The following is a 14,802-nucleotide window of genomic DNA, read 5'->3' as shown; positions in this document are numbered from 1 at the left end:
TCGGTGTCGTTCATTCGTCGCCTCCTGCGATCTGCTTGCCGGTTCGTACCCGGCAGGCCACTCAGCCTGGCAGGAATTGGTACACGCCGGTAAGGTCCGATCCCGTGGGGCGCTTGGGGACCAATTCCGGGCCGGCCGAGGAGCTGTTCATCACGCTGGACCGCGACGCCGGGGTGCCGCTGCACCGGCAGATCGAGACGTCCATCCGCGCCCGCATCCGGGCCGGCCTGATGCGGGCGGGCGCGTCGCTGCCACCCACCCGCACTCTCGCGACGGGGCTCGGGGTCTCCCGCGGGGTCGTGGTGGAGGCCTATCAGCAGCTCGTCGCCGAGGGCTACCTCGTCAGCCGGTCGGGCGGTTACACCCAGGTCGCCGCGTCGATGCCGCCGGCCGCCGCGGCTTCGACGGCGCGGCAGGCCACACGCGGTGCCGATTCCAGGGCCGGCTCCGGGGCCGGTTTCCGGGTCGACTTCGGGTACGGGCGCACCGACGTCTCACAGTTCCCGCGGGCCGCATGGCTGCGCTCGGTCCGGACCGTGCTCACCACCACGCCCAACGAGCGGTTCGGCTACCTCGACGGGCGTGGCGTGCCGGAACTGCACGAGGCCCTGTGCGACTACCTCAACCGGGTGCGCGGCACCTCGGCCGTCCCCGGCGACATGGTGATCTGCAACGGCTACGGGCAGGGCATCTCCCTGCTGATCCAGGTGCTCGTCCGGCGCGGTGCCAGGCGGATCGCCCTGGAAGACCCGTCGTCCAACGACGACGCCCGGGTGCTGGCCGGCGCCGCCGGTCTGGACGTGGTCGGCATCCCGGTGGGGCCGGACGGCGTTCAGGTCGACGCGCTCCATCGGGCCGACGCCGATGCGGTCGTGCTCACGCCGTCGCACCAGTGGCCCACGGGGGGAGTGCTGTCGGCCGCGGCGCGGGCCGAGGTGATCCGCTGGGCGGAACGCCGCGGCGCGATCGTGGTCGAGGACGACTACGACGCGGAGTACCGCTACGACCGGTCGCCGGTGGGCGCCATGCAGGGCCTGGCGCCCGATCATGTCGTCTACTGCGGTACGGCCAGCAAGACGCTCGCGCCGGGGTTGCGGCTCGGCTGGCTGGTGGTGCCTCCCCATCTGGTCGCCGACGTCGCCGCGGCGAAGGTGCTCGCCGACCGCGGTTCGCCGGTGATCGACCAGTTGGCGTTCGCCGACTTCCTCGCGCGCGGTGAGTTCGACCGCCATCTGCGCCGGATGCGTCCGGTGTACCGCCGCCGCCGCGACGCGCTGCTGGGCGCGCTGCGCGCCCATCTGCCGGATCTGGAACCGGCCGGAATCGCCGCCGGGCAGCATGTGGTCGCCTGGCTCCCGCCCGATCTCGACGAGGACGCGGTGGTGACGGCCGCCGCCCGGCACGGGCTCGCCGTCCGCGGCGTCGGCCCCTACCGCATCACCGGCACCGGACCGGGCGGGCTCATCTTCGGCTACGCCACGCTCGGAGAGGCCGCCATCGCCGAGGGGGTCGCGCTGCTGGCGGCGGCCATCCGGGACGTACGGGGACCCTGATCCCGCGCAGGCGCTCCGCCCGGCGGCTCAGCCGGGACACGCGCGTCAGCACGCCGGGCGGATGTTCTGGTTCAGATGGAACACGTTGCCCGGGTCGTACGCGGTCTTCAGCGCGGTCAGCCGGGCCAGCTTCCCGGCCGGATACGCCCGCCGTACGCCGCGCTGCCCGTCGGCCAGCTCGTCGGCCGTCAACATGTTGACGTACACCCCGCTCGCGTACGGCTCGAGCGCCGCACCGGCGGCGCGGGCGGCGTCCATCCTGGCGTCGTCCTCGGCCGGGTCGCTCCAGCGTGAGCCGGCGCCGAACTCGAACATCGTGTCACGGTGGCCGAACGCCGCGTCCGCTTCCGGGACGTCGGCGATCGCGCCGCCGTGCGCCTGCAGGCCGACGCCCGGCAGGTCCGGGCTCGCGCTCAGGTCGGCGGCGCCGCGCAGCAGGAACGCCTCGATCGCCGCGGTGGGAAAGCTCCGCAGGTAGTGTCCCTTGGAATAGCGGCGGTAGGCGTGACCGCCGGTGGAGTCGTCACGCCGCTGAAGTTCGAGGTACGACGGTGTGGTGACGCGGGAGGCGACGGGACGCCCGAGCGCCCGCATCGCGGGGAGCAGCCGGCGGCCCTCGGCCGGGTCGCCGACCCACACGAACCCCAGTGTGGCGATCGGGCCGGCGGGACCGCTGGCGACGTCGGCGGTGAACGTCGCCTGCCGGGGCGCGACGGCGTTCAGGTCGCGCCAGCCCTCGATCACCGGGACGGCGTCCTCGGCGCGGAAGTCGAACTCGGCGACCAGCGTCCGCGTGCCGGCGCGATGCAACTGGAACTCGAACTCGGTGACGATGCCGAAGTTCCCACCCCCGCCGCGCAGGCCCCAGAACAGGTCGGGGTTTTCGGCGCGGCTCGCGGTCACCACCTCCCCCTCGGCGGTGACCATCGTGTAGGAGACGACGTTGTCGCAGGCCAGGCCGTACTGGCGGGCCAGCCAGCCCATGCCGCCGCCGAGCGTGAGCCCGCCGACGCCGGTGTGCGAGACGTTGCCCGCGGTGGTCGCCAGGCCGTACGCCTGGGACGCCCGGTCCAGCGCGCCGAGCAGCGCGCCGCCCTGCACCCAGGCCCGGCGACGGGCCGGGTCGATCCGCACGCCCCCCATGAGCGTCAGGTCGATCATGAGACCACCGTCGGGCACGGCGAAGCCGGCGACGTTGTGACCGCCGCAGCGCACGCCGATCTCCAGGTCCAGTTCCCGGGCCATCCGGACGGCGGCGACCACCTCGGGGACGCTCACCGGGCGGACGATCATGCGCGGACGCCGGTCGACCATGGCGTTCCAGACGGTGCGGGCGGTGTCGTAGCCGGCGTCGCCAGGCGTGAGGAGCCGGCCGTCGAAGCGGGTCGCTGTCGTTGTCATGCCACTCAGCCTGACGGCAATCGGTACCCCCAATAAGATCCGATTCCGACGTCGGATTGAGGACCAATTCCAGCGCCAGCCGAGGACCTGCTCGTCGCGTTCGCACGGCCACCTGACCGGCTGCGCCGCCGGCGTACGCCCGGTTACCGTGATAGGCATGGCGCTCTCTCGCGAGCCGGCGGCCACAGCCTGACGTGCGGTGCTGAACAGGAACACGGGGAGAGGAGCGGCAATGGACCGAGGCACCCGCGGCGAGCTCGTCAGCCGGCTGGCCGAGGCGGTCGGGTCCGTCACGACCGCGCACCCGCTGCGGGTCGCCGTCGACGGGCCGCCCGCCTCCGGCAAGACCACGCTGGCCGACGAGCTCGCCGTCGTCCTGCGCGCGCAGGACCGCGACGTCATCCGCGCGACCATCGACGACTTCCTCGTCCCGCGTTCACAGCGCTACCGGCGCGGCCGGTACTCGGCCGAAGGCTGCTACTTCGACGCCCACGACCACGCCGCGCTGTGCCGGGTCCTGCTCGATCCGCTGGGCCCCGGCGGAGACCGGAGGTTCCGGCACGCGGTCTACGACAGAGACACCGAGACCCCGTCGTCCCCGCCGGCCAGGACCGCCCCAGCGGACGCCGTACTGCTCTTCGACGGCGTCTTCCTCCTGCGCCCAGAACTCATCGACCGGTGGGACCTGCGCATCTTCGTGTCCGTCCCCTTCGAGAAGACGGTGGCTCGCGCCCGGGACCGAAACGCAGCGCCGGCCGGGCCCACCGCCGACACCGCCGAAATCGAACGGTCCTGGCGCGACCGCTACATCCCCTCCCAGCAGCTCTACTTCGCCACGGTCCGCCCGACCGACCACGCCGACGTCATCGTGTACAACGACCAGCTCCAACGGCCGGCCTGGGAGGTCCGGCACAGGATCTGACGATCGCGGGCCACCGGGTCGGGTCCACGGGGAAGCGGCGTGACCTCTCCAGGTCGTTTACGGCCTGTTATGTCCGCTCCCGGGTAGGTTGATCGCGTGCCGTACATGACGATCCGCCTCCGGGACACCGCGAACGGCCTCCGCGACGGGTTCGCCCGCATCCGCGGTGACTTCGACCTCCCGGACGGCTTCCCCGAGCCGGTGCAGGAGGAGGCCGAACAGGCCGCGAAGGCTCCGGACGTACCCGCCGAGGATCACACCGGCCTGCCGCTGGTGACGATCGACCCGCCCGGCTCGATGGACCTCGACCAGGCGCTGTGCATCGAGCGGCGCGGGCCGGGCTACCGGGTCTGGTACGCGATCGCCGACGTCGGAGCGTTCGTCCGGCCGGAGAGCGCGATCGACGGCGAGGCGCGGAACCGTGGCGAGACCGTCTACATGGCGGACGGACGGGTGCCGCTGCATCCCCCGGTCCTGTCGGAGGGCGCGGCCAGCCTGCTCCCCGGGCAGACCCGTCCCGCCGTGCTGTGGCGGCTCGACCTCGACGCCGAAGGCGAGATCGAGGCCGTCGACCTGCGCAGGGCGCTGGTCCGCAGCCGCGACCGGCTCGACTACGAGACGGTCCAGGCCACCGTGGACGCCGGCCGGGCGGAGGGCACGCTCGCCCTGCTCGCCGAGGTGGGACCGCTCCGGCTGGAACGGGAGCGGGCCCGGGGCGGGCTGTCGCTGCCGACGCCCGACCAGGAGGTGGTGGCCGACGGCGCGGGCGGCTACCGCCTGGAGTTCCGCGGCAACCAGCCCTGCGAGGCGTGGAACGCGCAGATCTCCCTGCTCACCGGGATCGCCGCCGCGCGGATCATGCTGGAGGCGGGCGTCGGCGTGCTGCGGGTGCTCCCCCAGGCCGGCCCCGAGGACGTCGAGAAGGTCCGCCTTGTGGCCGCCGCCCTCGGGGTGCCCTGGCCGGACGGCGCGACGTACGCCGACGTCGTGCACGGCCTCGATCCCGCGATCCCCGGGCACGCGGCGTTCCTGCACGAGTCGACGGTGCTGCTGCGCGGCGCGGCCTACACCGCCTTCGACGGCGGCCCGCCCGGGCAGTCGCTGCACGCAGCTGTAGGCGCGCCGTACGCGCACGTGACCGCGCCGCTGCGGCGCCTGGTCGACCGGTACGGCACGGAGGTCTGCCTGGCGGTGACGGCGGGCCGGCCGGTCCCCGAAGACGTCGCGCGGGCGCTGCCCGACCTGCCCGGGCGGATGGCCGAGGGCAGCAGACGGGCCGCCGGGGTCGGGCGGGCCTGCGTCGACCTCGTCGAGGCGGCCGTGCTGCGGCCCCGGATCGGCCAGGTCTTCGAAGCGGTCGTCATCGACGTCACCGACGGCAAACCGGGCGGGCAGGTCCAGGTGGCCGACCCCGCCGTCATCGCCCGCTGCGACGGCGACCGGCTTCCGCTCGGCGAGCGCATCCCCGTACGGCTGACCCGCGCCGACCCCGCCACCCGCGAGGTCCGCTTCACCGCCGTCTGACCGGAAGCAGGCGTATTCCGGCGAATCGCCGCTTGCCTGGGGCAGCCGTCGTTATCCTGCCGATGCGGGCCATCGGCGGAGGATGCATGACGACGGACGACTGCGCGCCGGAAGCGGGCCGCGGCCCCCGCCCCTGGAGCGAGTACGCGCTCATGGTCGCCGGTCTCGCGGTCCTGTGGGGCGCCTCCCAGTGGCTGAAGGAGAACTGCGAGCCGCCGGACGCCGTGTGGGCGGCGGGCATCCCCGCCGTCGTCCGGTTCTTCGCCGCCAATCCGCTGCGGGCTCTCGGATACGTCGCCGAAGGCCTCAGGATGACCACCGCCCCGGCCGTGCTGTTCATCTGCCAGGAGCTGCGGGCCACCCGCCCGCTGCGGCAGTACCTCACGCTGTCCCTCACGCTGCTCGGGGTCGCGCTGCTCACGGGGGTGACCGGCTCGATGCTCGCGGCGGACGTCGTCGCCCACCAGGTCGCCTACCACGTCGCCATGGGCCTGCTGCTCGGCACGGCCCTGCCGGGCGCCGCCGGGCTCGTCCACGTCACGTTCGCCCGGCTCAGGGACCGGAAGTCGGGCCGCTGAGGGGTCGCCTCGGCGGCGCCGCCCTCGGCGCGTACCTCCGCGTCCAGGTCGGCCTCGACCATCATGGCGACCAGCTCCTCGAACCCCACCTCCGGCTTCCAGCCCAGGACGTACTTGGCCTTGCTCCAGTCGCCGACGAGCAGGTCGACCTCGGCGGGCCGGACGAAACGCGCGGAGGTGCGCACGTACGGGGACCAGTCGTCCACGCCGATGTACGCGAAGGCGGCGTCGAGGAACTCGCGCACGGAGTGGGCCTCTCCGCTCGCGATGACGTAATCGTCCGGCGAATCCTGTTGCAGCATGAGGTGCATCGCCTTCACGTAGTCGCCGGCGAACCCCCAGTCGCGCCTGGCGTCCAGGTTGCCGAGGACCAGCTCGTGCTGCGTGCCCAGCGCGATCCGGGCCACCGCGCGCGAGATCTTGCGCGTGACGAACTCGGGGCCGCGACGCGGCGACTCGTGGTTGAACAGGATGCCCGAGCTGGCGTGCATGCCGTAGGTCTCGCGATAGTTGACGGTCATGTGGTGGCCGAAGACCTTCGCGACCCCGTACGGCGAGCGCGGCCACAGCAGGGTGGTCTCGTTCTGCGGGACGGCCTGCGCCTTGCCGAACATCTCCGAACTCGACGCCTGGTAGAAACGCACCTGCCGGCCGCTCCGCTCCTGCTGGAGGCGGACCGCCTCCAGCATGTTCAGCACCCCGCCGCCGGTGACGTCCGCGACCATGCGGGCGTTCTCCCAGGAGTAGGCGACGAAGGAGATGGCGCCCAGGTTGTACACCTCGTCGGGATCGGCGCGGGCGAAGGCGCGGATGAGGCCCGGCAGGTCGAGCAGGTCGCCGGTGAGGACGCGCACGTCGGGCAGCTCGCGCTCCAGCCAGGCGGCCTTGGGGTTGTTCTGGCCGCGCAGCAGCCCGAACACCTCATAGCCCTTGGCAAGCAGCAGCTCCGCGAGATAGGACCCGTCCTGACCGGTGATTCCGGTGATCAAGGCTCTGCGCACGGTAGTTCAGCACCCTCTCTCGACGAGGCCCCACTGGCCGGTAGCGGTCATTCCCGCGGCTCCTTCGCGTCCCGCCCGCCGGGCGGCGGGCTCCACCAGTGCCGCCGGTCCGCCCATGGATAGGGCGGCAGGTCGACATGGCGTCCCGTGGGATAGAGGACGTCCCACCGCACGTCCACACCGCGGCAGTACAGCCGTCCGAGCGCGTCCAGCACCGACGTGCCGGGGTCGTCCGCGCCGGGATCGGGGCCGGGCGGCACGCGGACCAGGCCGATCTCCACGACGCCGTGCCGGCCGCCCCGCGCCAGTTCGGACGCCGCGGCGGCGAGCGCGGCCGGGTCGTCGTAACGGCGCAGTGCGGACGGGCCGCCCTCGTCCGGGAGGCCGCCGTCCGGGCCGTCGTCAGCCAGCACCGACTTGATCGTGTCTTCCAGCGACCACCCGCCGACGAGGTGACGGGCGGCCGGCACGCCCAGCCCCGTGCACAGCACCAGGGCCGGCTCGCCGGTCAGCGACCGCCACCAGCGTCCCAGGGCGATCTGCGCCAGCACGGTGAGCGCCCGCGCCGCCGCCGGGTCGTACGGCGCCGCGCCCGGCCCCAGGACGGGACGGCCGGACCGGTGGGCGGCGGCGAGCTCCGCCCAGTCGGCGGCCGCCGGATCGGCACCGGTCTCGGCGGCCACCAGGGGCGCCGCCTCGGCGAGGAGCCGGCGGACCGGTTCGCCGCCGGCGAGGGCCGCCATGACCGGCCAGTCGGCGCCGGCGCCCAGGCACCACGCGGTGCGCACGGCGACGGAGGCCCGCCCCGCCCGCGCGGCGGGCCCGCTCCGGCCCTCCGCGAGCCGGCGCAGCGCCGTGACGAGGTCTCCGGCCGTGCGGCCGGTCACCGCCCCCCGGTGCGCGTGGTGCGAACGCCGCCGTGCCGCCGTGTACGCCACGTCGGCCGGGGTGATCCCGGGACCGCCGCGTTCCAGCAGGTCCGCGAGCCCGGACGCCAGCGCCCGCGAGGCCGCCTCGTCGTGGGCCGACACCGGGACCAGAACCGGGCGCAGGCCGTCGTCCGCCGCGGGCTCACCGCCGGTCGCGGCGGGCGGGTCGGTCACGACCAGATGGGCGTTGCTGCCACCGGCGGCGAACGCGCTGACACCGGCGACCCGCCGCTCGCCGCCCCGCGGCCACGGGCGCGCGGCGCCCGGGATGACGATCGCCGGGGGAAGCGGGCCGAGGTCGGGATGCGGCCGGGTGAAGTGCAGGTTTGCCGGGATCTCCCCGTGATGCAGGCACAGCACGGTCTTGATGAGGCCGATGACGCCCGACGCGGCGAACAGGTGTGACACGTTGGTCTTGACGGCGCCCACCACGAGCGGCCGGTCGGCCGGACGGCCGGGGAGCAGCTCCGCGGCGAGCGCGCGCAACTCGGCCGCGTCGCCCATGGGGGTGCCGGTGCCGTGGCTCTCCACGTACGTCGCGCTCCACGCCGGGACCCCGGCGTCCTCGTAGGCCGCGCGGATGACCTCGCGCTGGGCGGAGACGGCCGGGACGCCGTACCCGGGCCCGCCGCCGTTGTGGTTGACCGCGCTGCCGCTCAGCACGGCGAGCACCCGGTCGCCGTCCCTTTCCGCGTCCACGAGGCGTTTCAGCACCACCACGCCGCAGCCCTCGCCGATCCCGTAGCCGTCCGCCCCGGCGTCGAACGTGCGGCAGCGGCCGTCCGGCGACAGCGAGCCCGCCTCGGCGATGCCGGCGCCCGAGGACTCGGCCATCATCAGGTTCACCGCCCCGACCAGCGCCGCGTCGCACTCGCCCGTCCGCAGGCTCCGGGCCGCCAGGTGCGTCGCGAGCAGGGCCGACGAACAGCCGGCGTCGACGGTCAGGCTCGGGCCCCGGACGCCCAGCAGGTGCGACATCCGGGCGCAGGCGGTGCTGTGGGAGTTGTTGAGCACGGCGTGGTCGCGCCGCGGCGCGGCGCCGAGCCGGGAGACGCCCACCTGCCAGTAGTCGTGGGTGCCGAGGGTCAGGAAGACACCGGTCACGCTGCCCCGTACCGTCTCGCGCGGCATCCCCGCGTGCTCGAGCGCGTCCCAGGCCGTCTCCAGCAGGAGCCGCTGCTGGGGGTCCATGACGGCCGCCTCGCCCGGCGGGATGCCGAAGAACTCGTCGTCGAACCGGTCGACGTCGTCGAGGTAGGCGCCCGGCAGGCCGGTCACGTACCCGCCGGGCGAGGCGCCGGCCTCGGCCGTCCGCCGGTCGAGCGCGCCGACCAGATCGGCGCCGTCCCGCAGGGCACGCCAGAACTCGGCGGCGCCCCGGATCCGGCCGGGCAGGCGGCAGCCGACCCCCACCACGGCGATCGGCACGGCGACCGGCGCGGCGCGGTCCCGCTCCGCCCGCCGGAGGCGGGCCTCCAGATCCTCGATGGTCGCCAGCGCGCGGCCGAGCAAGACCCGGTGCGCCGGATCGATGTCCATACGGTCCCTTCCCTCATCGCGCGGTCACGGACGCGGACGGTCAGCGGAGCAGCTCCAGCTTCTCGGCCAGCCGCCTGATCAGCTCGTCCTGTTCCTCCAGCGGGTCGTGCCCGTACGGCGCCGCTTCCGCCTCGGCGGCGTGGGGCGGGTCCACCGGCGAGGGCAGGTCCGCCCGCAGGGGCGCGCCCGCGGCGGCCGCCGGCCCGTCGTCGCCCCCGGCGGGGACAGGACGGGCGGCGGGGACAGGACGGGCGGAGAAGGAGGCCGGCTGCCCGGCCATATCCCCCGCCATGCCTCCCGCAATGTCCCCCGCCATGCCTCCCACCGTGTTCCCCGCCGCGTCCACCGCCGTGTCCCCGGCCGTGCCTCCGGACAGGGCGACGGCCAGCTCCTCGATGGTCGGGAACTCGAAGACGAGGGTCGGCGGCACCTCGCGGCCGAGGCGCCGCTCGATCCGGGCGCGCAGCTCGACGCTCATCACCGAGTCGAGCCCGAGCTCGAACAGGCCGACCCGCGGGTCGATCTCCTCCGGATCGTCGACCCGCAGGACGGCGGCGAGCTCCGCGCGCAGCATCCCGCGCATGTCGTCCACGTCGTTCAAGGTGTTCACGGCGTTCACGGCGTCCGGGCGGGGCGCGGCATGGGCTTCCGAGGCCCCGTCCACGCCGCCGGGGACGGCCGCCCGCGGTGCGGCGGCCTGCGTCGTGGCGGCCTGCGTCGTGGCGGCCTGCGGTGCGGCGGCCCGAACGCCGTCGTCGCGGACCGGCGCCGGGCTCCCCTCCGCCGGCACGGCCGCTGACGGCTCGGCCGCCGGAGGCTGAGCCGCTGGAGACTGGGCCGAGGCCGGCCGGGCCGCGCCCGCGACCGTGTCGAGCACGGGCACCGCACGGCCGGACCGGTAGGCGCCCGCGAGCACCGGCCATTCGACGGCCGCCACCGCGCGGTGGGTCGCGTCTCCGGTCAGCAGCGAGCCGAGGATCGCCAGGCAGTCGCCGGGCGGCATGAGACGGAACCCGTCGTCGCCGACCAGGTCGACGTCGGGCGAGTCCGGCATGTCCCAGGCGCCCCAGCCGACGCTCAGCGTCGGCTCCCCGGCGCGGGTGCGCTCGTGCGCCAGGGCGTCCAGGAAGCCGTTGGCCGCGGCGTAGTGACCGCCCGATCGCCATCCCAGGCACGCCACGGCGGAGGAGAAGAAGACGAGACGGGACACGCCGCGGCCGGCGCACAGCCGGTGCAGCAGCCAGCCCCCGCGCACCTTCGCCGCCAGCCTCGCGTGCGCGTCCTCGGCGCGGGTGGTGGCGAGGCGGCCGATCCCCCGGCTCGTGGCCAGGTGATACGCCTCACGCAGCGGCGGCAGGTCCCGCCCGAAGCGCTCGAACAGCGCCGTCATCGCGGCCTCGTCGGCGACGTCCGCCCGCACGGTCGTAACCTCGACGCCGAGGTCGGCCAGGGCACGCAGCCCTGCCTGGTGCCGGGGGCCGGGGCCGGAGCGTCCGGTCAGCACCAGGTGGCGGGCGCCGCGCCCGGCGAGCCACCGCGCGACCTCCGTCCCGAGCCGGCCCAGGCCGCCACAGACCAGGTAGGCGCCCTCGGGGTCGGCGTCCGGGGCGGCACCGGGCCGGGCGGTCTCGGCGGCGGTGAGCCGGGCGACGAAGCGCGTGCCCTCCCGGTAGGCCACCTCGTCCTCCGGCCCCGCGGCGAGCAGTTCGTCGGCCAGGCAGCGCGCCACCAGCGCGGGGTCGTCGGCGCCGACGTCCAGCAGGCCGCCCCACAGGCCGGGGTGCTCCAGCCGCACCGTCCGGGCCAGGCTCCAGAGCGCCGCCGACGCCACGTCGACCGGTTCGCCCCGCCCGGACACGGGCTGGGCGCCCCGGGTGACCCACCAGGCGCGCGCCCGGTCGCCGAGCCCCGCCGCCGTCAGGCCGGCGACCAGCTCGGTGGTCCGCGCCAGACGCCGTTCGGCGAGGTCCGGCGGGATCGTCTCGTGGTCCTCACGGGTGTCGGTGAGGGCGCGCAGGTCGACGACGAGCCAGGGCTGCTCCCCCTCGCGCAGGCGCCGCAGCACGTGCTCGTCGAGCCGGTCCGGCCGGACGAGGAGGCATCGCCGTCCGCGCCGGGCCAGCTCGACGACGACCGCCGTGCCGTACGGGCCGTCGTCGCTCAGCACCAGCCAGCCGTCGTCACGGGCGGCGGGCGCCGCGGGCGGCGGTGCCGGGTGCCACGTCACGGTGTACTGCCCGGGCGGCGAGGCCGCAGGCCGGGTCGCCGCGGACGAGCCCGGCGACCCCGCCGGCTCCGGTGCGGCGGTCGCGGCCGAAGCCGGACCGGCGGGGCGGCGCTCCTGCGGGGTGAACCAGTAGGGCCGGTGCTGCCACGGATAGGACGGCAGCGGGACGATCTCGCCTCGCGGGTAGCGGGCCGACCAGTCCACCGCGACGCCCCGGCAGTGCAGCTCGGCCAGCGTCGCGAGCAGCGACTCCCACGACGGCACGTCACGCCGGACGGAGGACAGGACGGCCGGCCGCGTGGACCCGCCTGCGGGCAGCGTGCGGTCGATCGAGTGGACCAGCACCGGATGCGTGCTGATCTCCAGGAACACGCCGAACCCACGCGCGGCCAGGTCCTCGACCGCGGGCCGGAAGTGCACGGTCCGCCGCAGGTTGCGCAGCCAGTAGGCGGTGTCGGCGACCGGGTTCCACACCCCGGGGTCCACGGTGGACACGAACGGGACGGCCGGCGTCCGCGGCGTGATGCCGCTCAGCTGTTCCCCCAGCTCGGCCAGGATGGGTTCGACCAGCTCCGAGTGGCCGGCCACCCGGGTGGTGAGGCGGCGGAAGCGGACGCCCTCGGCCTCGCACCGCTCGCCCAGCGCGGCCAGCGCCTCGTCCGGTCCGGACACGACGACCTGTCCGGGCGCCGCGTCGACGGCGATCGCGAGGCCGCCGCCCGAGTCCCGGAGCGCCCGCTCGTACGGCAGGTCCACCGCCATCATGGCGCCGCGGCCGGTGAGCGTCTGCAGCAGGCGGGCCCGCCGGCAGATCACCCGGGTGGCGTCGGGCAGGTCCAGCGCGCCCGCGACGTACGCCGCCGCGACCTCGCCCGCGCTGTGCCCCACGACGGCGTCGGGCGTGACACCGGCCGACCGCCACCAGGCCGCCAGCGCGACCTGCACGGCGAAGGCGGCGGGCAGCAGCACGTCCAGCCGGTCTTCCGGCGCGGTCGCGCGTTCCCGCAGGATGTCGCGGACGTCGAAACCGGCCTCCTCGGCGATCAGCGGCGCGACCTGGTCGATGGTGTCCCTGAACGGACCGGGCACGGCGTACAGGGCCCGGCCGGCCTCGCCCGGGTCCCCGGCGTACCCGGCGAAGCACCACGCCACCATCGGCGCGACACCGCGGGCCCGCCCGGCCCGCACCCCGGCCGGATGCCCGCCGTCGGCGAAGGCGCGCAGCCCGGCCGCCAGTTCCTCCCGGCTGTGCCCGGCCACGGCGAGGCGGTGCTCCAGGTGGGTCCGGCGCCGGGCCGCGGTGAAGCACAGGTCGCCCAGTGACGCCTCGAGCTCGACGGTCTCGGCCAGCCGCCGGGCGGACCGCGCCAGCGCACCGGCGTCGCGGGCCGAGGCCACCAGGACGTGCGGCCTGCCGTCCGCCGGGTCCGGGTCGGCGGGGACCTGCGGCGTCTCGGCGTTCGCCACCACGACGTGCGCGTTGGTGCCGCCGAAGCCGAAGCTGCTGACGCCGGCGACCCTCCGGGGGAAGGCGGCGGGCCAGTCGGTCACGGCGGTGGGCACGAAGAACGGCGTCCCCTCGAGCGGGATTCGCGGGTTGGGCCGCCGGAAGTGCAGGTTGCCGGGGATCCTGCCGCGCTGCACGCACAGTGCCGCCTTGACCAGCCCGACGAGCCCGGCGGCCGCCTCCAGATGCCCCATGTTGGTCTTCACCGATCCGAGCGCGCAGCGGACGCCCTCGTCGCCGAACACCTCGGCGAGCGCGGCGACCTCGATCGGATCGCCGAGCCGGGTGCCGGGGCCGTGGGTCTCCACCAGGCCGACGTCGGCGGGCGTGACGCCCGCCTCGCGCCAGGCGCTGCGTACGACGTCGGCCTGCGCGGCGGCGCTGGGCGCGGTCAGGCCGTTCGTCCGCCCGTCCTGGTTGATCGCGCTGCCGCGCAGCACCGCGATGACCGGGTCACCGTGCCGTACGGCGTCGGAGAGCCGTTCCAGCAGGACGACGGCCACCCCCTCGCCCCTGACGATGCCGTCGGCGTCGGCGTCGAAGGCCCGGCATCGCCCGGTCGGCGAGATCCCGCCGAGGAGGCCGTAGTTGAGCCCGATGACCGGGGACAGCGCGAGGCTCACCCCGCCCACGAGCACGGCGTCGCTCTCTCCGTTGCGCAGGCTCTGCGCGGCCAGATGCACGGCCACCAGCGACGACGAGCAGGCGGTGTCGACCGAGAGGCTCGGTCCGCGCAGGTCGAAGGCGTACGACAGCCGGTTCGCGGCGATGCTCAACGCGCTGCCGGTGCTGGTGTAGGCCCCGATCCCGGCGCCCTCCGCGTCCTGCATCCGGCCGTAGTCGTAGTTGGCGATCCCGACGAAGACCCCGGTCCGGCCGGTCCGCAGACGGTCCAGCGGCACGGCCGCCCGGTCGATCGCCTCCCAGGCGACCTCGAGCAGCAGCCGCTGCTGCGGATCCATCGCGACGGCCTCGCGTGGCGAGATGCCGAAGAACCCGGCGTCGAACTCGTCGACCCGCTCCAGCAGCGCCCCCCAGCGGCACGCGGCCGGATCCGCGCCCGCCCGCCGGACGGCCTCGGCGTCCAGCGGCCAGCGCTCCGGCGGCGTCTCGCGCACGGCGTCGGCTCCGTCGCACAGCAGCCGCCAGAAGCCGTCCGGGGAGTCGACGCCACCGGGGAGCCGCAGCCCGATGCCGACGACCGCGATCGGCTCGGCGCCCGGCCCGGCATGCGGCCCGTGCGGCCCGGCGCCGTCCTCCACTGCGGGGCCGTGCCCGGCGGTGGACACGCCCCGCGCGCCGGCGGCGGAGTCCCCGCCGAGGAAGCGCGCCAGCCGTGCCGGGCTGCCGTGCTCCCAGACGACCTCCGCCGGCACCGTACGGCCGAGCCTGTCCTCCAGAGCTCCGTGCAGCGAGACCAGCGCCCGCGACGACAGCCCCAGGTCCCGGAAACTCGCCTCCGGGTCCACCTCGTCCGGCGCGATCCCGGCGGCCGCCGCGATCTGCTCGGCGAACCACGCCTGCAACGCCACCGAACTGAGCCGCCCGGCGGGCGCGGCCTCCGGGCCGCCGATCGATTCCCCGTTCGCCATCAGATCCCCATCCCCGATGCGGCGGCCCT

The 14,802-nt window shown here is 75.3% G+C and carries 8 protein-coding genes; 4 read left to right on the top strand and 4 right to left on the bottom strand.

What is annotated here, in order from left to right; all coding sequences use genetic code 11:
- Window positions 1–113 precede the first annotated feature (113 nt).
- Window positions 114–1,553: a MocR-like pyridoxine biosynthesis transcription factor PdxR gene (gene pdxR / locus Mam01_RS29540; RefSeq protein WP_204288486.1), complete on the top strand. Its 1,440-nt coding sequence runs from the start codon at window positions 114–116 to the stop codon at window positions 1,551–1,553.
- 45 nt (window positions 1,554–1,598) lie between these two features.
- Here the strand turns inward: pdxR and Mam01_RS29535 are convergent, their stop codons facing one another.
- The gene (locus tag Mam01_RS29535; RefSeq protein ID WP_204288485.1) at window positions 1,599–2,954 is read right to left on the bottom strand and encodes an FAD-binding oxidoreductase; all 1,356 of its coding nucleotides are present in this window, start codon (window positions 2,952–2,954) and stop codon (window positions 1,599–1,601) included.
- 232 nt (window positions 2,955–3,186) lie between these two features.
- Here Mam01_RS29535 and Mam01_RS29530 point away from each other — a divergent pair, with 232 nt between their 5' ends.
- The 3 genes from Mam01_RS29530 (at window position 3,187) to Mam01_RS29520 (ending at window position 5,978) form a co-directional block, all read left to right on the top strand.
- A complete protein-coding gene (locus tag Mam01_RS29530; protein WP_204288484.1) occupies window positions 3,187–3,876 on the top strand; it encodes a cytidylate kinase family protein in 690 nt (229 codons plus the stop codon).
- 105 nt (window positions 3,877–3,981) lie between these two features.
- Window positions 3,982–5,400, top strand: coding sequence for an RNB domain-containing ribonuclease (locus tag Mam01_RS29525; RefSeq protein ID WP_204288483.1), 1,419 nt, complete (start codon window positions 3,982–3,984; stop codon window positions 5,398–5,400).
- An 86-nt stretch (window positions 5,401–5,486) separates the two neighbouring features.
- Window positions 5,487–5,978 carry a hypothetical protein gene (locus tag Mam01_RS29520; RefSeq protein ID WP_204288482.1) on the top strand — a complete coding sequence of 164 codons (492 nt, stop codon included), beginning with the start codon at window positions 5,487–5,489 and terminating at the stop codon, window positions 5,976–5,978.
- Here Mam01_RS29520 and Mam01_RS29515 read toward each other — a convergent pair.
- Genes Mam01_RS29515 through Mam01_RS29505 form a run of 3 tightly spaced genes read right to left on the bottom strand, consistent with a single transcriptional unit; the run spans window position 5,873 to window position 14,773 of the window.
- The gene (locus Mam01_RS29515; protein ID WP_204288481.1) at window positions 5,873–6,979 is read right to left on the bottom strand and encodes a GDP-mannose 4,6-dehydratase; all 1,107 of its coding nucleotides are present in this window, start codon (window positions 6,977–6,979) and stop codon (window positions 5,873–5,875) included. The genes Mam01_RS29520 and Mam01_RS29515 overlap by 106 nt on opposite strands.
- 47 nt (window positions 6,980–7,026) lie before the next feature.
- The gene (locus Mam01_RS37440) at window positions 7,027–9,447 is read right to left on the bottom strand and encodes a beta-ketoacyl synthase N-terminal-like domain-containing protein (RefSeq protein WP_204288480.1); all 2,421 of its coding nucleotides are present in this window, start codon (window positions 9,445–9,447) and stop codon (window positions 7,027–7,029) included.
- Between the two features lie 40 nt (window positions 9,448–9,487).
- On the bottom strand, window positions 9,488–14,773 hold the full coding sequence (locus tag Mam01_RS29505) for a type I polyketide synthase (RefSeq protein ID WP_204288479.1): 5,286 nt from the start codon (window positions 14,771–14,773) through the stop codon (window positions 9,488–9,490).
- Window positions 14,774–14,802 lie beyond the last annotated feature (29 nt).

The organism is Microbispora amethystogenes (assembly GCF_016863015.1).
Taxonomy (GTDB): Bacteria; Actinomycetota; Actinomycetes; order Streptosporangiales; family Streptosporangiaceae; genus Microbispora; species Microbispora amethystogenes.
This window is presented reverse-complemented; position numbering and strand designations above follow the sequence as displayed.